17 protein-coding genes and 1 pseudogene are annotated in these 19,158 nt (G+C 73.6%); 15 read left to right on the top strand and 3 right to left on the bottom strand.

Annotation, left to right across the window (positions count from 1 at the left end):
• Positions 1-163: 163 nt before the first annotated feature.
• Positions 164-1,609 (bottom strand): MFS transporter, encoded by a 1,446-nt coding sequence (locus tag ACLQ14_RS16565; protein ID WP_425815024.1) that lies wholly within the window; start codon positions 1,607-1,609, stop codon positions 164-166.
• 127 nt (positions 1,610-1,736) lie between these two features.
• On the opposite strand from ACLQ14_RS16565, the gene ACLQ14_RS16560 reads away from it, so the two are divergent.
• From ACLQ14_RS16560 to ACLQ14_RS16540, 5 genes and pseudogenes are all read left to right on the top strand, one after another.
• Positions 1,737-2,303, top strand: coding sequence for a TetR/AcrR family transcriptional regulator (locus ACLQ14_RS16560; protein WP_425815022.1), 567 nt, complete (start codon positions 1,737-1,739; stop codon positions 2,301-2,303).
• Positions 2,300-3,307, top strand: a complete 1,008-nt coding sequence (truB, locus tag ACLQ14_RS16555) for a tRNA pseudouridine(55) synthase TruB (protein ID WP_425815020.1) — start codon at positions 2,300-2,302, stop codon at positions 3,305-3,307. The genes ACLQ14_RS16560 and truB overlap by 4 nt, the downstream gene beginning before the upstream one ends.
• Before the next feature lie 53 nt (positions 3,308-3,360).
• Positions 3,361-4,386, top strand: a complete 1,026-nt coding sequence (locus ACLQ14_RS16550; protein WP_425815018.1) for a bifunctional riboflavin kinase/FAD synthetase — start codon at positions 3,361-3,363, stop codon at positions 4,384-4,386.
• Between the two features lie 51 nt (positions 4,387-4,437).
• Positions 4,438-4,569: pseudogene (locus ACLQ14_RS16545) on the top strand (MerR family transcriptional regulator); the annotation flags it as partial.
• 724 nt (positions 4,570-5,293) lie between these two features.
• Positions 5,294-6,205 carry a transglutaminase-like domain-containing protein gene (locus ACLQ14_RS16540; RefSeq protein WP_425815016.1) on the top strand — a complete coding sequence of 304 codons (912 nt, stop codon included), beginning with the start codon at positions 5,294-5,296 and terminating at the stop codon, positions 6,203-6,205.
• A gap of 11 nt (positions 6,206-6,216) precedes the next feature.
• Here ACLQ14_RS16540 and ACLQ14_RS16535 read toward each other — a convergent pair whose 3' ends face one another.
• Together ACLQ14_RS16535 and ACLQ14_RS16530 are read right to left on the bottom strand one after the other, a co-directional pair.
• Positions 6,217-6,918, bottom strand: coding sequence for an ABC transporter ATP-binding protein (locus ACLQ14_RS16535; protein WP_425815014.1), 702 nt, complete (start codon positions 6,916-6,918; stop codon positions 6,217-6,219).
• A gap of 14 nt (positions 6,919-6,932) precedes the next feature.
• On the bottom strand, positions 6,933-8,045 hold the full coding sequence (locus ACLQ14_RS16530; RefSeq protein ID WP_425815012.1) for an ABC transporter permease: 1,113 nt from the start codon (positions 8,043-8,045) through the stop codon (positions 6,933-6,935).
• Positions 8,046-8,222: 177 nt separating this feature from the next.
• Between ACLQ14_RS16530 and ACLQ14_RS16525 the strand changes: the two genes are divergently transcribed.
• From ACLQ14_RS16525 to ACLQ14_RS16480, 10 genes are all read left to right on the top strand, one after another.
• A complete protein-coding gene (locus tag ACLQ14_RS16525) occupies positions 8,223-9,494 on the top strand; it encodes a sensor histidine kinase (RefSeq protein WP_425815010.1) in 1,272 nt (423 codons plus the stop codon).
• Entirely contained in the window at positions 9,491-10,114 is a 624-nt protein-coding gene (locus ACLQ14_RS16520; RefSeq protein WP_425815008.1) for a response regulator, read from the top strand. Before ACLQ14_RS16525 ends, ACLQ14_RS16520 begins: the two co-directional genes overlap by 4 nt.
• 133 nt (positions 10,115-10,247) lie before the next feature.
• Positions 10,248-11,615 (top strand): ABC transporter substrate-binding protein, encoded by a 1,368-nt coding sequence (locus tag ACLQ14_RS16515; RefSeq protein ID WP_425815006.1) that lies wholly within the window; start codon positions 10,248-10,250, stop codon positions 11,613-11,615.
• A complete protein-coding gene (locus ACLQ14_RS16510; protein WP_425815004.1) occupies positions 11,612-12,565 on the top strand; it encodes a carbohydrate ABC transporter permease in 954 nt (317 codons plus the stop codon). The genes ACLQ14_RS16515 and ACLQ14_RS16510 overlap by 4 nt, the downstream gene beginning before the upstream one ends.
• Positions 12,562-13,494, top strand: a complete 933-nt coding sequence (locus ACLQ14_RS16505; protein WP_425815002.1) for a carbohydrate ABC transporter permease — start codon at positions 12,562-12,564, stop codon at positions 13,492-13,494. The genes ACLQ14_RS16510 and ACLQ14_RS16505 overlap by 4 nt, the downstream gene beginning before the upstream one ends.
• A 155-nt stretch (positions 13,495-13,649) precedes the next feature.
• Entirely contained in the window at positions 13,650-13,919 is a 270-nt protein-coding gene (gene rpsO, locus ACLQ14_RS16500) for a 30S ribosomal protein S15 (RefSeq protein WP_425815000.1), read from the top strand.
• Positions 13,920-14,181: 262 nt separating this feature from the next.
• On the top strand, positions 14,182-16,446 hold the full coding sequence (locus ACLQ14_RS16495; protein ID WP_425814998.1) for a polyribonucleotide nucleotidyltransferase: 2,265 nt from the start codon (positions 14,182-14,184) through the stop codon (positions 16,444-16,446).
• 1 nt (position 16,447) lies between these two features.
• Positions 16,448-17,779: a M16 family metallopeptidase gene (locus ACLQ14_RS16490; RefSeq protein ID WP_425814996.1), complete on the top strand. Its 1,332-nt coding sequence runs from the start codon at positions 16,448-16,450 to the stop codon at positions 17,777-17,779.
• A 40-nt stretch (positions 17,780-17,819) separates the two neighbouring features.
• Positions 17,820-18,602, top strand: a complete 783-nt coding sequence (gene dapB, locus ACLQ14_RS16485) for a 4-hydroxy-tetrahydrodipicolinate reductase (RefSeq protein WP_425814994.1) — start codon at positions 17,820-17,822, stop codon at positions 18,600-18,602.
• 8 nt (positions 18,603-18,610) lie between these two features.
• A complete protein-coding gene (locus ACLQ14_RS16480) occupies positions 18,611-19,069 on the top strand; it encodes a hypothetical protein (protein WP_425814992.1) in 459 nt (152 codons plus the stop codon).
• The last annotated feature ends 89 nt before the right edge of the window (positions 19,070-19,158 follow it).

The raw sequence follows: 19,158 nt of genomic DNA, 5'->3' as shown, positions 1-19,158 counted from the left end.
CGCGCCGGCCGCGCGCGGGGCGCGCACCGCGCGGGCGCGGGCCGGGCGCGCCCGGCGCCCACGGTCGGGGATCCCGTGCTCGACGGCACGGCCCCGAGCCGTGTGGGCATGCGTTCTGCTGGCCGGGCCTACGAGCCGGCAGCAGAACGCATGCCCACAGTGGTCAGCGCTCCTTGCCGGTGGCGCGCGGCATGAGGAACGAGCAGGCGGCGCCGACGCCGAGGACGGCGGTGCCCACCCAGAGCGCGGGCTCGAGCCCGTCCGCGAAGGCCGCGGGCGTGAACGCGCCGCCCGCGGCGAGGAACACCGCCGTGAGCACCGCGACGCCCAGGGCGACGCCGACCTCGCGGATGGTGGCGTTCACGCTGCTCGCGGTCGCGTGGTCCGACTCTGGCAGCCCGGAGAGCACGGCGGTCGCGACGGGCGCGAACGTGAGCCCCATGCCGACGCCGGCGAGCACGAACGCGGGGACGAAGCTCGGGTAGTCCACGGTCGGGCCGATGAGCGCCGCGATCCAGCCGAGCGCGACGGTCTGGAGGACCAGGCCGCCCGCGACGAACGGCCGCACGCCGAACCGGGGCGCGAGCATCCCGGCCACGGGGGCGACGAGCATCGGGGCCGCCGTCCACGGCAGGGTGCGCAGGCCCGCGGCGAACGGCGAGTAGCCGCCGCCGATCTGGAGGAACTGCGTGAGCAGGAAGACGGCGCCGAACATCCCGACCGAGAACGCGAGGCTGGCCACGTTCGACACGCTGAAGCTCCGAGAGCGGAACAGCCGCAGCGGCACGAGCGGGTGGTCCGTGCGCCGTTCGCGCACGACGAAGGCCACGAGGAGCAGGACGGCGGCGACGAGCATGCCGACGGTCGTCGCCGAGCCCCAGCCACGGTCGTTGGCGCCGACGATCGCCCAGACGCCCAGCAGGATGCCGGCCGCCGACAGTACGAGCCCGGTCACGTCGAGTCGGACCGAGACGCGCTCGGACTCGCGGAGCCCGCGCAGCGCGAGCGGGATCGCCACGGCCGCGACCGGGACGTTGAGCCAGAAGATGGCCTGCCACGACAGTCCGTCGACGACGGCGCCGCCGACGACGGGACCGAGCGCGACGCCGAGGCCGGACACGCCGCCCCAGACGCCGATCGCCATGGCTCGACGCGCGGCCGGCACTGCCCCGGCGAGCAGCGCGAGCGAGAGCGGCATGATCGCGGCGCCGCCGACGCCCTGGAGCGCGCGGGCCGCGATGAGCTCGGTGGGGGTCGAGGACAGCGCGCTGCCGACGGACCCGAGCGCGAACACGGCGATCCCGGCGACGAAGGTCCGGCGACGGCCGAGCCGGTCGCCGAGCGTGGCGAGCGGGATCATCAGCGTCGCGAAGGCGAGCGTGTAGGCGTTGACGAACCACTGGAGCTGCTCGACGCTCGGGTTCAGGTGGCGCGAGATCACGGGGAGCGCGCCGGTCATGACGAGGTTGTCGAGCGTCGCCATGAACATGGGCAGCGACGCGGCGAGGAGCGCGAGCCAGACGGGCGCCGCCGGCCGCGGGTGCGCGCGCCGCGCGGGTTCGGCAGGGGCGGCCGGGCCGGGCTGTCGTGCGGGTGCAGCGGTGGACATGAGTACCTCCGGTCGGTGCGGGTGGGGCGGGGCGACGGTGCTGGGAGGGCCGCGGGACAGACTGGAAAGCATCGACTGATTACTTCAACTCCTCGCACGCTAGTAATCGACTGATAACCTGTCAAGCATGAGCACCCGCATGACCGCGGACGAGCGCCGCGAGCAGATCCTCGCCGCGGCGACCCACGCCTTCGCCGAGCACGGCTTCGCCGGCACCACCACGGACCAGGTCGCCCGGGTGGCGGGCGTGTCCCAGCCCTACGTCGTCCGGTTGTTCGGCACCAAGAAGCAGCTGTTCCAGACGGTGCTCGAGCGCATCTGCGGAGCGATCCTCGAGGCGTTCGAGGCGGTCCCGCCCGGCCCGGACGCCGCCGAGCAGCTCGGCCAGGCCTACGTGGGGCTCGTCCACGACCGCGACCTGCTGCGCGTCCTCATGCACGGCTTCATGGCCGGCTCCGACCCGGAGCTCGGCGCGCTGGCGCGCCGCACGCTCGTCCGCACGTTCGCGCTCTTCCAGGAGCTCACCGGCCAGGGGACCGAGGCCGCCCGGAACTTCGTCGCCGCGGGGATGCTGATCAACGTCATGATGGCGACCGAGTTCCCGCAGCACGGAGCCGAGCCGGGCGTCGAGGAGCTGCTCGTCTGCATGCTGGGCGAGAAGACCGCCGCCGAGCTCGCCGGGGCGACCCGATGACCGCCGGCTCGACGCCGGCGCGCTCCCGCGCGGAGCGACCCGAGCGCCCGCCGCGCCGTCCCACCGCGCCCGACGGCCTCGTCGTCGTCGACAAGCCGCAGGGCTGGACGAGCCACGACGTCGTCGGCCGGATGCGCCGGCTCGCCGGGACCAAGAAGGTCGGTCACGCGGGCACGCTCGACCCCATGGCGACGGGCGTCCTCGTCGTCGGCGTCGGGCGCGCCACCCGGCTGCTGACCTACGTCGTCGGGGCCGAGAAGGAGTACGTCACGACGATCCGGCTCGGCGTCGGGACGACCACCGAGGACGCCGAGGGGGAGGTCACGGCCACCACGGGCGCGGCCGGCGTGACCTCCGACGCGGTCCGCGCCGCCGCGGCGACCCTCACGGGGGACGTCCTCCAGGTGCCCAGCGCCGTGTCCGCGATCAAGGTCGACGGCGAGCGCGCCTATGCCCGCGTGCGGGCGGGGGAGCAGGTCGAGCTGGCCGCCCGGCCGGTGACGATCTCGGCGTTCGAGGTCACGGACGTCCGGCCCGGGCCGGACGTCGCAGGGGACAGCAGCACCGGCGCTAACGTCGAAACCGTCGACGTCGACGCCCGGGTCGTGTGCTCGTCCGGCACCTACGTCCGCGCGCTCGGCCGCGACCTGGGCGCGGCGCTGGGCGTCGGCGCGCACCTGGTCGCCCTGCGCCGCACGCGCGTGGGCGGCTACGCGCTCGTCGCCGCCCGCACGCTCGAGCAGCTCGAGGCGCAGGCCGACGCCGACGGTGTCCTCGCGACGCTGCCGCTCGCCGACGCCGCCCGCGCCGCGTTCCCGGTGCGGGAGCTCGACGCCGCCGACGCCGCCGCGCTGAGTCACGGCCGCGCTCTACCGCCGACGGGCGAGCCGGGCGTGCACGCGGCGATCGGACCCGACGGGACGCTGGTCGCGCTCGTCGAGGACGCGCCGGGCAAGGGCGGCGTCCTCGCGCGCCCGGCCGTCGTGTTCGCGGCCGCCGGGTGACGACCCGGACCCCGATTCCGCGCGCGACCGCGGGAGGTGGCAGGCTGGTCCCCGTGCTGCGCTGGACCGACCTCGCCGAGGTGCCCCCCGACTTCGGCCCGACCGTCGTGACGATCGGCAACTTCGACGGCGTCCATCGCGGGCACGTCGCGGTCTGCCGCGCCATCGTGGAGCGGGCGCGGGTGGACGGCGCGCGTGCGGTGGCGGTCACCTTCGACCCGCACCCGGCGTCCGTCCACCGTCCCGAGACGGCTCCCGAGCTGCTCACGGGGGTGCCGGACCGGCTCGAGCTGCTCGCCGAGACCGGGCTCGACGCGGTGCTCCTGCTCCGCTACTCGCTCGAGTTCGCGCAGCAGACCCCCGACGAGTTCGTCCGCCGCTACCTCGTCGAGGGGCTGCGGGCGCGGCGGGTCGTCGTCGGCCGGGACGTCCGGTTCGGCCGCGGCAACGCGGGCACCCTCGAGACGATGATCGAGCTGGGGGAGCGCCACGGGTTCGTCGTGGAGGTCGTCGGCGACGTCGGCCAGACCCCGCACGACGGGCACGCCCGCTGGTCCTCCACCTACGTGCGCGAGCTGCTCGCCACCGGCGACGTCGCTGCTGCCGCCGCGGTGCTGGGCCGTCCGCACCGGCTGCGCGGCGTCGTCGTGCACGGGGACGCGCGCGGACGCGAGCTCGGCTTCCCGACGGCCAACCTGGGCCCTGCGCCCGACGGCACCGCGGTGCAGGGCATGGTCCCGGCCGACGGCGTCTACGCCGGCCTGCTCCGGCGTCCGGGGCTCGCGGCCACGACGGGGGCGGCCGCCGCCGACGCGGCGCTCCCGGCCGCGATCTCCATCGGTACCAACCCGACGTTCGACGGCGTGGAGCGCCGCGTCGAGGCGTACGTCCTCGACCGCACCGACCTCGACCTGTACGGCGAGGAGGTCGTCCTCGAGCTCGTCGAGCGCCTGCGGCCGACGCTGCGGTTCGAGGGACTCGACGCGATCGAGCAGCTCGTCGCGACCATGCACGACGACGTCGCCCGGGCACGTGACGCGCTCGGCGTCGCGCAGCCCGCCTCGCCGGCGGCGGGCTGACCGGTCGCCGTGAGCGGCGCCGTCGGGCCCGAGGACCTGAGCACCGGGGAGATGGTCCGCACCTCCGGGCTGTCACCCAAGGCGCTGCGTCTGTACGCCGCGAACGGCCTGCTCGCCCCGGCGCGCGTGGATCCGGCGACGGGGTACCGCGCCTACGCTGCGGCCCAGGTGTCGCGCGCGCGGGCGATCGGGCTGCTGCGCCGGCTCGACCTGCCGCTCGCCCGCATCGGGGAGCTCCTCGACGGCCCGCCCGAGGACCTGCGGCCCGCCCTGCTCGCGTGGTGGGGCGAACGTCGCCGGGACCTCGACGACCAGCGCGGAGTGCTCGACCTGCTCGCGGGCGAGGCCGACGCGGTCCCCGTGGAGCCGTCCTCGCCCGCCCGTCTCCCCGACACGTCGCGGCTGCGCGACGCCGTCACCCTGGTCGAGCGCGAGGCGCGGACCGTGGCGTGCGTGACGGACGCCGTCGAGCAGGCCGAGCTGGTGCCGGCGTTCACGTCGGCGGTGCTGGGGATCCGCGAGGAGCTCGCGCGCCAGGGCGTCGCGTTCGGGGCGGAGTACCGGGTCGTGTTCCACGAGACGGTGCGACCGGGGCTCCGCGGCCGGATCGAGACGTGCGTGCCGTACGACGGCGCCGCCCGCCCGGTGGGCGAGCTCGTGCTGCGCCTCGAGCCCGCGCGCCGCGTCGTGTCTGCCGCCGTCCCGCCCGCCGACTGCCGCTACCCGGCGATCCTCGCGTACTACGACGTCGTGCTCGACGCGGCCTGCGCGCGGGGCGGACCGGTCGGTCCGCCGCGCGAGGTCCTACCCGGTCCCGTGGTCCGACGACGCCGCCGAGGTCGCGTTCGTGGAGGTCCCGGTCGCGCGCGCTTGACCCTGCCCCAGGGGCAGACCGCAGGGTGGACGCATGGACCTCGTCGACTACGCCACGCACAGCCCGTTCAGCGACCCGGGCGCGCACGCCCCTCTGCTCGATGCGGTCGGCACCGACCCGGACTCGCTCCACCGGGCGGTCACGCGCACGATCCTGCACTACCGCGGCGAGGCGGCGCGGCTGACGCCGGAGCAGCTCCGCGACGTCGACTCCCGCTGGGTCGCGACGATCCTCGACGTCGCCACGCAACGGCAGCCCGGCCCGCTCGACGCCGTGCGCCCGGACGCGTGCGTCGTCGGCGGGTGCTGCCGGGACCACGCGCTCCTGGCCGTCGCGATCCTGCGCCAGCACGGGATCCCGGCGCGGACCCGCCTCGGCTTCGCCGGCTACTTCGAGGCGGGGTACGCGCACGACCACGTCGTCGCGGAGCGCTGGGACGGCGCGCGCTGGGTCCGGTTCGACCCCGAGCTCGGCCAGGACGACTTCCCGTTCGACGTGCACGACCTGCCGACGGGCGAGGGCGCCCCCTTCGAGACGGCCGCCGAGGCGTGGACCGCCTACCGGGCGGGCCGCACGGACCTCGCGACCTACGGCGTCGCGCCGGGCGCCGTCGGCCTCGAGGGACCGTCGTTCGTGCAGCGCTACGTCCTCGCGGACGTCGCGCACCGGCACCGCTGCGAGACGCTGCTGTGGGACGGCTGGGGCGCGATGGTCCCGCTCGGCGAGGAGCCCGACGACGAGCAGCTCGCCCTCGGGGACGAGCTGGCCCGCCTCACCGTCGCGGCGGACGCCGACCCGGACCCGGACGGCGAGGCGGCGGGCGCGCTCGGGGCGCTCTGGGCGACCGACCCGCGCGTGAACCCCGGCGGCAAGGTCCTGACCTTCCCGCCGCTCGACCCCGACGCCCCGCCGCGCGTCGTCGACCTCACGACCGCCCCGCGCTGAGCGCTACTCGATCACGGGACGAGCTGAGGCGCGGCGGGGGACCCCGCGAGCCGCCCGTCGACGAGGTGGACGCGCGCGTCGACGTCGCCGAGGGTGTCCTCGTCGTGGCTCACGAGCAGCGTCGCGATCCCGCGCTCGCGCGCGAGCCCCGTCACGAGCCGCACCACGGCGGCACCGCGCGCGGTGTCCAGAGCCGAGGTGGGCTCGTCGACGAGGAGCACGTCGGGCGCGCCCATGAGCGCGCGGGCGATGGCCACGCGCTGCCGCTGTCCGCCCGAGAGCTGCGCAGGCAGTCGGCGCTCCTCGCGCTCGAGCCCGACGGCGGCCAGGAGCTCCCGGGCCCGGCCCCGCGCCGACGACGCGCGCTCGCCCCGGAGGACCGCGGTGAGCTCGAGCTGCTCGAGCGCGGTGAGCGAGCCGAGCAGCTGCGGCTGCTGGAACACGAGTCCGACGTGCGCGAGGCGCGCCCGGGCGGCGCCGCGGGCCCGGGTCCCCGGCGCGTTCACGACCGCGTCGCCCACGCGCACGGTGCCGGACGTCGGCGGGGTGAGGCCCGCGGCGACCGCGAGCAGGCTGGACTTGCCGGCGCCGGACGGGCCCAGGAGCGCCGTCGTCGTGCCGGCGGGCACGGTGCGGGAGACGTCGTCGACGGCTGTCAGCGTGCCGGCGCCGTCGGGGTAGACCAGGGTCACGTGGTCGAGGTGGAGGTCCATGGTTCTCCTTCGGGTCAGCGGGCCTGGAGCGCGGCGTGCGGGTCGATGCGGGCGATGCGCCAGACGGACGCCGCGGCCCCGACCAGTCCGAGCCCCACGAGGAGCGCGGCAGGCACGAGGAAGGTCGACGCGTCCAGGACGACGGGGACAGCGCCACGGGCGAGCGCCGCGCCGCCCGCTGCCATGCCGGTCCCGACGCCCACGCCCACGAGGAGGACGACGAACGCCTGACCCAGCGCGTCCCGCACGAGCAGCGACGACGCACCGCCGAGCGCCTTGACCACGGCGAGGTCGCCCGCGCGGTTCATGGTCCAGACGGTGAAGAACGCCCCGACGACGAGCGCCGAGATCGCCAGCAGGAACGCCTGCATCACGGTCAGCGACAGGTTCTCGGCCGTGAACGAGCCGACCGCGGAGCGCGCGTCGGTCAGCGTGACGGTCCGGGTCCCGAGCGCCTCGTCGGCCGCCGCGAGCGCGGCGCCGTCGTCGCCGGTCCACAGGGCGACGGCGGTCGCGACGTCGCCGCCCTCCGCGCCCGCCGCCGCGGTGCCGTGGGCGCCGTACGACTGCCAGGTGCCGAGGTCCACCCACACGACCGGCGTGTGCGAGAAGTCGGCGTCCTCGGCGGTGACCGCGCCGACGTGCAGGGAGACGCCCTGGACGTCCAGGACGTCGCCCGCGCGGACGCCGAGGTCCGACGCCGCGCCCCGCGAGACGACGGCCGTCCCGTCCCGGACGGCATCGCCGCGCCCGTCGGGGACGAGCGCCGAGCCGGGCTCGACGCCGAACGCGGTGACGGCCTGCGTCGTCGAGCCCGATCCGGACGCGGAGGCGCGGACCGTCGCGACGCCGAGCGGCTCGGCGCGACGCACGCCCTCGCGCCCGCCCCACCCCCGCCACTGCTCCGGGGTGACCTGGGACCCCGTGAACGACAGCGCGGCGCCGGCCGGCTCCGCGAACGCGAGCCGGTCGGCGGGCAGGTCGGTGACGGCCGACGTGCTGGCCCGCGCGAGCCCCGCCGTCAGGGCGGAGAGGAACGTGACGAGCACCGTGACGAGCACGAGGACGACGGTCATGAGCGTGAACCGGCCACGGGCGTGGCGCAGGTCGCGCAGGGCGAGGAACACGGAGGACCTCCTGGTCGAGGGCCCGTCGGGGCCGGCTGGTGGGGACGTCTCCACCGTCCCCCGCCCCGGCGGGGCGCGGACCGTGCGCGGGGACGGTCGCTCCTGGCCGCGGGACGGGCCTCCCGGTCAACCTTTCGGACGATCCCGCGCCGCGCGGGCGTCGATACGCTGGCCGGGATGACCGACCTGCCCGACGCCGTCCCCGAGCCCGGTCCGCACCCGCGCGCGACGGCGGCGCGGTCGTTCCGGCGGGGGATCGACGTGCTCGTCGCGGCGCTCGCCGTGGTGGGCGTCGTCGCCGCGTGGCATCGCGTCGGCGCGGACGACGGGCCCGTGTGGCGCGCCCTCCTCGCGACGGGGCTCGCGGTCGTGCTCGTCGCGGTCTACGGGTGGGGCTCGCGGCGGCCCGCCGGCGGGCGGACGGGCGCGGGGGCCTGGCTCGGCGTCGTCGGCGTGGTGTGGCTCGCACTTCTCGTCGCGGAGCCCGCGGCGCTCTGGCTGGCCTTCCCGCTGATGTTCCTCGAGCTGCACGTCCTGCCGCGCCGCCCCGGCGTCGCGGCGGTGGCCGCGACGACGGTGGTCTCGGTCGTCGCCGCGCTCGCACGGGGCCAGCAGCCCGCCGGGTCGGTGCTCGGGCCCGTGCTCGGAGCCCTCGTCGCCACGGGCGTCGTCCTCGGGCTCGAGGCCGTCGCGCGGGAGTCCGCGCAGCGCCAGCGGGTCATCGACGAGCTGGTCCGGGCCCGCGCCCAGGCTGCGGCCGCGGAACGTGCCGAGGCGGTGGCCGTCGAGCGCGAGCGGCTCGCGCGCGAGATCCACGACACGCTCGCGCAGGGCTTCTCGTCGGTCGAGCTGCTGCTGCGGGCCGCGGACGCCGCGGCCGAGTCCGGGGACGCGGCCCGCGTGCGGGAGCTGGTCGCGTCGGCGCGCGCCGAGGCCGGGCGGAACCTCGAGGAGGCGCGCCGCGTCGTCCGGGCGCTCGCGCCGCCCGACCTCGACGCCGCCACTCTCGTGGGCGCGCTCCGCCGGGTCGCGGAGCGGACCTCGGCGACGGGGGAGCCGCGCGTGCGCGTCGAGGTCTCCGGGACGCCGCAGCCCGTGCCGGTACCCGTCGAGACGGCGCTGCTGCGCGTCGCGCAGTCGGCGCTCGCGAACGTCGTGCAGCACGCGGAGGCCCGCCAGGCGGTGGTCACGCTGACCTTTCTCGACGGGACGCCTGCCGAGGTGGCGCTCGACGTCGTCGACGACGGGCGCGGCTTCGACCCGGGCGCCGCGGCCCGTGCGGACGGCGGCGGCTTCGGTCTCGTCGCGATGCGCTCGCGCGTGGTCGAGCTGGGCGGCACGCTGGTCGTGGAGGCGGCGCCGGGCAGCGGCACCGCGGTCTCGGTCCGGGTCCCGCTCGCGCCCGACCTGACCCCGGCCGCGGGCGGCGACGGCGGGGAGGGGTCATGATCGACGTCCTGCTCGCGGACGACCACCCCGTGGTGCGGGCCGGGCTGCGCGCCCTCGTCGAGGGCGAGGACGACATGCGCGTGGTCGGTGAGTTCGACACCGCGGAGGCCCTGGTCCGCGCGGTAGGCCTCGGCACGGTCGCCGACGTCGTCCTGCTCGACCTCCGGTTCGGGGACGGCCGCATGGGCGGCGCGGAGGCGGCGCGCGAGCTTGTCAGGCTGCGCGGGCCCGCGGTGCTGGTGCTGACCACGTACGACTCGGACGCCGACATCCTCGAGGCCGTCGAGGCGGGCGCGACCGGGTACCTGCTCAAGGACGCACCGACGGCGGAGCTCATGGCGGCGATCAGGTCCGCCGCCGCGGGCGAGGTCGCCCTCGGGCCGGCCGTGCAGCTGCGCCTGATGTCGCGGGTGCGGGCGCCCGCGACCGCGTTGTCGCGCCGCGAGCTCGAGGTGCTCGGGCTCGTGGCGCAGGGCTCGTCCAACGACGACGTCGCGCGGGCGCTGTTCCTGTCGCGGGCGACGGTCAAGTCCCACCTCGTGCACGTCTACGACAAGCTCGGCGTCGACTCGCGGACCGCCGCGGTGGCCGAGGCGCGTCGGCGGGGGCTGCTGCGCTGACAAGTGCGCACGGGACGGCCGTCGTGCCCTGTTGACGCCGCCCGGTCCTGGTGCTCTAATCAATTTGGTCGGTTCCGGTCGATAATGTTCGATCGTGTGCGAGGCATAAAGGCGTGCCGAGACGGAGGATTTCATGGACGAAATCAGGACGACCGCGCACGACGTCGCCGCGGCGGCGCGCCACGACGTCGGGGCCCCGGTCGGGCGCAGATCGTTCCTCATGGGCATCGCAGCCGTCGCGGGCGCGGGGGTCCTCGCGGCGTGCGGGACCGGCGGGAACAAGTCCTCGGGCGGTGCCTCCGGGGGCGGCGGTGGCGGGACGTCGGTGACCTTCGGCTCGAACTACTCCGACCCCGCACCGAAGAAGGCGTTCGGGTCGCTGATCTCCGCGGGTGAGAAGAGCACCGGTCTCACGGTCAAGGTGAACACCACCGACCACAACACCTTCCAGAACAACATCAACTCCTACCTCCAGGGCTCGCCGGACGACCTGTTCACGTGGTTCGCCGGGTACCGGCTGAGCGTCTTCGCGAAGCAGGGCCTGCTCACGTCGCTCGACGACGTGTGGGACACGATCGGCTCGGGGTTCAACGACGCGACGAAGTCCCTCTCGAAGGGCGCGGACGGGCACTACTACCTCGTCCCGATCTACAACTATCCGTGGGTGGTCTTCTACAACAAGAGCACCTTCGAGAAGAACGGCTACACGGTTCCCACCACCTGGGACCAGATGATCAGCCTCAGCAAGGACATGAAGAAGGACGGGCTGATTCCCTTCGCCATGGGGCAGAAGGACGGCTGGCCGGCGCTCGGGACGTTCGACATCCTGAACCTCCGCATCAACGGCTACGAGTTCCACGAGGCGCTGTGCCAGCACCAGGTCGCATGGACCGACCCGAAGGTCACCGCGGTGTTCGACCAGTGGCGCGAGCTCATGCCCTACGTGCAGAGCAGCTCGACGGGGCGGATCTGGCAGGACGCCGCCAAGACGCTCGAGTCGAAGAAGGCCGGGATGCTCTTCCAGGGGACCAACCAGGTCGCGGCCCAGTACGTGACCGACGGCAAGGGCCTCGACGACCTGGACTTCTTCGTGTACCCGGAGATCGACCCGCAGTGGGGCCAGGACTTCATGGACGCGCCCACCGACGGCTTCTGCATCTCGTCGAAGGCCAAGAACCCGTCGGGCGCCAAGAAGCTCCTCGAGTACATCGGCACCGGGGAGGCCGAGGCCGCCTACCTCCAGTACGACCAGTGGGACGTCGCGCTGGCCACGGACGCGAAGGTCCCGACCTACAACGCGATCCAGACGAAGTCGGTGGAGGTCATCCGCAAGTCCAAGTCCGTGGCGCAGTTCCTCGACCGCGACTCCGACCCGGGATTCGCGGACAACACGGTGGCGGCGGCCATCGACAAGTTCATCGAGGACCCGACCCCGGGGACGATCAAGTCGATCCAGTCGAGCCTGGAGGCGCAGGCGAAGACCGTCTTCGTCAGCTCGTGACCACCGAGGTGAAGGGGGCGACGACGGGCACCGGGGCCCGTCGGCGTCGCCGGATCCCGGTGATGTCCCGACGCGACCGCGTCGTGATCCTCCTCATGGTGGCGATACCTCTCCTCGCGGACCTGCTGTTCGTCTGGGGCCCCGCGATCGCCACGGTGGCACTGTCGTTCACGCGGTGGGACAACCTCGGCGGCCTCGGGAACATCCAGCCCGTGGGGCTCGACAACTACCGGTTCGCAGCCACGGTCGACCCGCAGTTCTGGCCGGCGGTGCTGCACAACGTCGCCTGGCTCCTCGTCTTCATCGGCCTCGCCTCGCCGCTCGGCATGCTCTTCGCCGTCATCATCGACCGGAACATCCGCGGCAGCCGGATCTACCAGAGCGTGCTGTTCCTGCCCGTCATGCTGTCGCTCGCCCTCATCGGGATCATCTGGGAGCTCATCTACTCGCCGAACTACGGCCTGATCAACACGCTCATCGGGCGTACGTCGGACGCCGACGCGATCGACTGGCTCGGCAACTCCCACCTCAACCTGTGGGCGGTGCTCCTCGCGGCGAGCTGGCGCCAGGCCGGGTACGTCATGGTCCTCTACCTGGCCGGCCTCAAGGCCGTGGACCCCAGCCTGCGCGAGGCCGCTGCGCTCGACGGTGCCGGTCCCTGGGCGACGTTCTGGCGGGTCGTGTTCCCCGTGATGCGACCGTTCAACGTCGTGATCCTCGTCGTCACGGTCATCGAGTCGCTGCGTGCCTACGACATCGTCTACATCATGACCAAGGGCACGGTGCTGCCCGGCCTCGAGCTGCTCTCCATGCTCGTGACGCAATACATCCTGGGCCAGACCCAGCGCATCGGGTACGGCTCGGCGCTCGCCGTCGTGCTGCTCGTGGTGTCGATCGTGCCCATCACCATCTTCCTGCGGAACGCCTTCAGGCGGGAGGGCGCCCGATGAGGGCCGTCGCGACGGACGTGGGCCTCGACCCCTCGAGGCCCCTCGACCCGCTCGCCGCCGGCCCCGAGCCGAACCGTCCCCGGGCGACGTTCGGCACCGTGGCGGCGACGGTCTTCATGGTCGTGATGACCATGCTCTGGATCGTGCCCATCGTCTTCGCGCTCTACGTCGCCCTGCGGCCGATCCAGAGCACCTCGACGTACGGGTACGTGTCGTTGCCGCACGGGGGGCTGACGCTGTCCAACTTCACGGACGCGTTCACGCAGGGCCAGATCGGCCACTACTTCGTCAACACGCTGATCATCACCGTGCCGACGGTGATCGTGGCGCTCGTGCTCGCGTCCGCCGTCGCGTTCGTGCTCACGCGGCTGCGCTTCCGGGGCGCCGTCTTCCTGCTCATCCTGTTCACGGCGGGGAACCTGCTCCCGCAGCAGGCCATCATCACGCCGCTGTACTGGATCTTCACGCAGCTCGAGCTGCCCATCCCCGGGGCGGTCCTCTACAACACGTACCTCGGCCTGATCGTCATCAACGTGACGTTCCAGCTCGGGTTCTGCGTGTTCGTGCTCAGCAACTACATGCGCTCGATTCCGGACGAGATCTACGAGGCGGCCCGCGTGGACGGCGCCGACCTGTGGACGCAGTGGTGGCGCCTGACCCTCCCGCTGTGCCGGCCGGCCCTGGCCGCGCTCGCGACGCTCCTCACCACGTGGGTGTACAACGACTTCTTCTGGGCGACGGTCCTCATGTCGTCGGGGGACAAGCGCCCCATCACCTCGGCCCTGAACAACCTGCAGGGCCAGTTCGTCAGCAACCAGAACATGATCGCCGCCGCCGCGCTCCTGGCCGCCGTCCCGACGCTGGTCGTGTACTTCGTCCTGCAGCGGCAGTTCATCGCGGGCCTCTCGCTCGGGTCGGCCAAGGGCTGACCGCTGGGTCACGCCTCGCCGGCGGTCGCTGGCTCGGGCCTGGCCGGCACCGTGCCTGCTGGTAGACTCGGGTTGCCGTTTCGACCGGCCGCGGACAAAGAGCGCCCAGGTGGACATGCCCTGGTGCACCGCGCAACGAACATCCAAGGAGAACTGTGCCCCTCGACACCGCCACCAAGCAGAGCATCATTTCCGAGTACGGGACGTCCGAGGGCGACACCGGTTCGCCGGAGGTCCAGGTCGCGCTCCTCACGCAGCGCATCAAGGACCTCACGGAGCACCTCAAGGAGCACAAGCACGACCACCACAGCCGTCGTGGCCTGCTCCTGCTCGTCGGCCAGCGCCGCCGCCTGCTCGGCTACCTGCAGAAGGTCGACATCAACCGCTACCGCAGCCTGATCGAGCGTCTCGGTCTGCGCCGCTGATCCACCCGGCCCGGCCCGGTCCCTCGTGGACCGGGCCGGACCGGTATCGGCCCGCGACCCGCGGGCCGGCAACCATCCCGCCGCCCCGACGCCACGTTCGGTCCTCGGTAGTGGACCCCGGACCCGCACCCCGTCCTCGGACGGGACGCCGGCTCCGTGGACCTCGATCGAAGACCGCCTGGCACAGGCCGGGAGGAGGGCACGCGTGTCGCGTGCCCGTCCGTCCGGCCAGGGGCGACCTTCGAAGATGAGGAGGGCACCCGTGGAGGGTCCCGAGATCCAGTTCGCCGAGGCCGTGATCGACAACGGTCGCTTCGGCACCCGCACCGTCCGTTTCGAGACCGGGCGCCTCGCCCGCCAGGCCGCGGGCTCCGTGGCCGCGTACCTCGACGGCGACACGATGATCCTGTCGACCACGACGGCCGGCAAGCACCCCAAGGACCAGTTCGACTTCTTCCCGCTGACGGTCGACGTCGAGGAGCGGCAGTACGCCGCCGGCAAGATCCCCGGCTCGTTCTTCCGCCGCGAGGGCCGCCCGTCCACCGAGGCGATCCTGACCTGCCGCCTGATCGACCGCCCGCTGCGCCCGCTGTTCGTCAAGGGCCTGCGCAACGAGGTCCAGGTCGTCGAGACCGTCCTCGCGGTCCACCCGGACGACCCGTACGACGTCGTCGCGATCAACGCGGCCTCGATCTCGACGCAGATCTCCGGCCTGCCGTTCTCCGGCCCGGTCGGCGCGGTCCGCATCAGCCTGATCGAGGGCCAGTGGGTCGCGTTCCCGCGCTACTCCGAGAGCGCGCGCGGCGTGTTCGACATGGTCGTCGCAGGCCGCATCGTGACGAACGACGACGGCCAGCCCGACGTCGCGATCGCGATGATCGAGGCCGAGGCCACGGACGAGTCGTGGACGCTCATCAAGGAGCAGGGCGCCACGGCACCGACCGAGCAGGTCGTCGCCGAGGGCATCGAGGCCGCGAAGCCGTTCATCCGCGCACTCGCCGAGGCGCAGCTCGAGCTCGCGGCCAAGGCCGCGAAGCCGACCGCCGAGTTCCCGCTCTTCCCGGACTACCAGGACGACGCCTACGCCGCGGTCGAGACCGCCGTCGCGGCCCGCCTGGGCGAGGCGCTGTCGATCGCCGACAAGCAGGCGCGCGAGTCGCGCCTCGACGAGATCAAGGCCGAGGTCCAGGGCGAGCTCGCCGAGTCCTTCTCCGGTCGCGAGAAGGAGATCTCCGCCGCGTACCGCTCGGTGCAGAAGAAGCTGGTCCGCCAGCGCATCCTCACCGACGGCTTCCGCATCGACGGCCGCGGCCTGCGGGACATCCGTACGCTGTCCGCCGAGGTCGAGGTCATCCCGCGCGTCCACGGCTCGGCGCTGTTCGAGCGCGGCGAGACGCAGATCCTCGGCGTCACCACGCTGAACATGCTGCGCATGGAGCAGCAGATCGACTCGCTCGGGCCGGTCACGCGCAAGCGCTACATGCACAACTACAACTTCCCGCCGTACTCGACCGGTGAGACGGGCCGCGTGGGCTCGCCGAAGCGTCGCGAGATCGGTCACGGCGCGCTCGCCGAGCGGGCCCTCGTGCCGGTGCTGCCGAGCCGCGAGGAGTTCCCCTACGCGATCCGCCAGGTCTCCGAGGCGCTGGGCTCCAACGGCTCGACGTCGATGGGCTCGGTCTGCGCGTCGACCTTGTCGATGCTCAACGCCGGCGTGCCGCTGCGCGCGGCCGTCGCGGGCATCGCGATGGGCCTCGTGTCCGACCAGGTGGACGGCAAGACCCGCTACGCGGCGATGACCGACATCCTGGGCGCCGAGGACGCGTTCGGGGACATGGACTTCAAGGTCGCCGGCACGAGCGAGTTCGTCACGGCCATCCAGCTCGACACGAAGCTCGACGGCATCCCGGCGTCGGTCCTCGCGGACGCGCTGACGCAGGCCCGTGAGGCCCGCCTCACGATCCTCGAGGTCCTGGCCGAGGCGATCGACGTCCCGGACGAGATGTCCCCGAACGCGCCGCGCGTCATCACCGTCAAGGTCCCCACCGACAAGATCGGCGAGGTCATCGGCCCGAAGGGCAAGATGATCAACCAGATCCAGGAGGAGACGGGCGCCGACATCTCGATCGAGGACGACGGCACCGTCTACATCGGCGCGACCGACGGCCCGTCGGCCGAGGCGGCCCGGGCCGCGATCAACGCGATCGCGAACCCGCACGTCCCCGAGATCGGCGAGCGCTTCGTCGGCACGGTCGTCAAGACCACGTCGTTCGGCGCGTTCATCTCGCTCTCGCCGGGCAAGGACGGCCTGCTGCACATCTCGCAGATCCGCAAGCTCGTGGGCGGCAAGCGCGTCGAGAACGTCGAGGACGTCCTGTCCATCGGCCAGAAGGTCCAGGTCGAGATCGGCGAGATCGACCCGCGCGGCAAGCTGTCGCTGCACGCGGTGACCGGGGACTCCGGCGAGGAGGCCGCGTCCGACGCGGCCGACAAGCCGGCCGAGGACACCGAGAGCGCGAACGCCTGACGTGTCGTACGCACTCCCGCTCGTCCCGTCCGGCGCCCCCGGCACGGACGGCGAGCTGATCGTCGGGCAGGACGGTGCGACCATCCGTCGCACCGTCCTGCCCGGCGGCGTGCGCGTCATCTCCGAGCACCTGCCCGGCCAGCGGTCCGCGACCCTCGGGGCGTGGGTCGGGGTCGGGTCGCGCGACGAGACCGACGGGCACTTCGGCTCCACGCACTTCCTCGAGCACCTGCTCTTCAAGGGCACGGCTCGACGCAACGCCCTGGACATCGCCGAGGCCTTCGACGCCGTCGGCGGCGAGGCCAACGCGGCGACCGGCAAGGAGCACACGTGCTACTACGCGCGCGTGCTGGACACCGACCTGCCGATGGCGGTCGACGTGATCGCCGACATGGTGACGTCGGCGGCGATCGACGCCGACGAGCTCGAGACCGAGCGCGAGGTCATCCTCGAAGAGCTCGCGATGAACGACGACGACCCGTCGGACGTCGTGCACGAGCGCTTCTCCGAGACCGTGCTCGCCGGGCACGCGCTCGGCCGCCCCATCGGCGGCACCCCCGAGACGATCCGCGCGGTCCCGCGCGACGCCGTCTGGGAGCACTACCGCTGGCACTACCGGCCCGAGACCCTCGTGGTGTCCGCCGCGGGCGGCGTCGACCACGACGCCCTCGTCTCCCAGGTCTCCGACGCGCTCCTCACCGGGGGTTGGGACCTCGACCCCTCGCGCGCGCCGCGCGCCCGACGCGACGCGAGCGACGTGACCGGGATCGGGACCGAGCCGCACGAGCTGACGGTGCACCGCGCCGTCGAGCAGGCCAACGTGGTCATCGGCTCGACCGGCATCTCCGCGACCGACGACCGCCGCTTCACGCTGTCCGTGCTCAACGCCGTCCTGGGCGGCGGGATGAGCTCGCGCCTGTTCCAGGAGATCCGCGAGAAGCGGGGCCTGGCCTACTCGACCTACTCGTTCGCGTCCGCGCACGGCGGACTCGGCACGTTCGGCCTGTACGCGGGCTGCGCGCCGGCGAAGGTCGACCAGGTCACGAAGATCCTCGGCGAGGAGCTCGACCGGTTCGCCGACGGCGGCATCACCGACGCCGAGCTGGCGCGGAGCGTCGGGCAGCTGTCCGGCGGGCTCGTGCTCGGGCTCGAGGACTCGGGCTCCCGCATGAGCCGGCTCGGCAAGGCCGAGCTCGTGCACGGCGAGCTCATGACGCTCGAGGAGTCGCTCGAGCGCATCCGCGCCGTGACCGCCGACGACGTGCGCGAGCTCGCCGCCGACCTCGCGTCGCGCCCGCGTTCCGTGGTGCGCGTCGGGCCGTTCGGCGACTGATCCCCGACCGACCCGACCCGAGACAGAGGCAGGACCCACAGTGACGACGGACTCCCCGGTGGCGCCGCTGCGCGTCGCCGTCCTCGGCGCGGACGGCCGCATGGGCCGCACGACGTGCGACGCGGTCGACGCCGCCCCCGGCCTCGAGCTGGTGGCGCGGATCGTCCGCGGCGACGACGTCGCGCAGGCCCTTGCGGACTCCGGCGCCGACGTCGCGGTCGACTTCACCCGCCCCGACATCACCGAGGACAACGTCCGCGCCGCGCTCGACGCGGGCGTGCACGTCGTCGTCGGGACGACCGGGTGGACGGCCGAGCGGCAGGGGCGGGTGCGCGAGCACCTGGCCCGGCGTGCGGCGGAGGGCCTCGACCTCGGGGTGATCGTGGCGCCCAACTTCGGGCTGTCGGCGGTCCTCGCCATGACGTTCGCCACGAAGGCCGCGCGGTACTTCGAGTCCGTCGAGGTGATCGAGCTGCACCACCCCGACAAGCTCGACGCTCCCAGCGGGACGGCGACGCACACGGCGCGGGCGGTGGCGGCGGCGCGGTCGGCGGCCGGTGTGGCGCCCAGCCCCGACGCGACGGAGTCGGGCTTCGAGGCCCGCGGCGCGGACGTCGGCGGCGTGCGGGTGCACGCGGTGCGGCTGCGGGGGCTCGTCGCGCACGAGGAGATCCTCCTCGGCAACGTGGGGGAGCAGCTCGTGATCCGGCAGGACTCGTTCGACCGCGTCTCGTTCATGCCCGGGGTCGTGCTGGCGGTGCGGGAGGTCGTGCGTCGGCCCGGGCTGACCGTCGGGCTCGAGCACGTGCTCGACCTGGACTGAGGGGCGTCGTGCGCAAGGGACTGCTCGGGGCGCTGCTCGCGACCGCCGTGCTCGTGATCTACGCGTTCGCCATCGGGCGCGCGGTCGTCGCGCTGCTCGGCTCCGGCTCCGCCGTCGGGATCGCGATCGGCGTGTGCCTGATCGTGGTTCCGCTCATCGCCCTCTGGTACATCGGGCGCGAGTGGTGGTTCGCCTCCCGGGTGCAGGGGCTCGCGAACGAGCTCCACGCCCAGGGCGGCCTGCCCGTCGACGACCTGCCCCGGTCGCCCGGCGGTCGGATCGACCGGTCCGCCGCCGACGCGCAGTTCGCGCTCCGGCAGGCCGAGGCGGAGGCGTCGCCCGACGACTGGCGGGCCTGGTTCAACCTGGGCTTCGCCTACGACGCGTCGGGTGACCGGCGTCGGGCGCGCGAGGCCCTGCGCCACGCCGTGAGGCTCCACACGACCGCCGCGAGCTCGCCGAAGTAGACGGGCCGCCGGTCTGTGAAGTCTCACGACATCGTGGACACTTCTTCGGGTGACATTCCGGGCATGGTGTCTCACGACATCGTGGACAG

This window comes from Luteimicrobium sp. DT211, assembly GCF_049844995.1.
Classification (GTDB): Bacteria; Actinomycetota; Actinomycetes; order Actinomycetales; family Cellulomonadaceae; genus Luteimicrobium.
The sequence above is the reverse complement of the archived record's forward strand: the minus strand, read 5'-3'. Positions and strand labels throughout refer to the sequence as shown.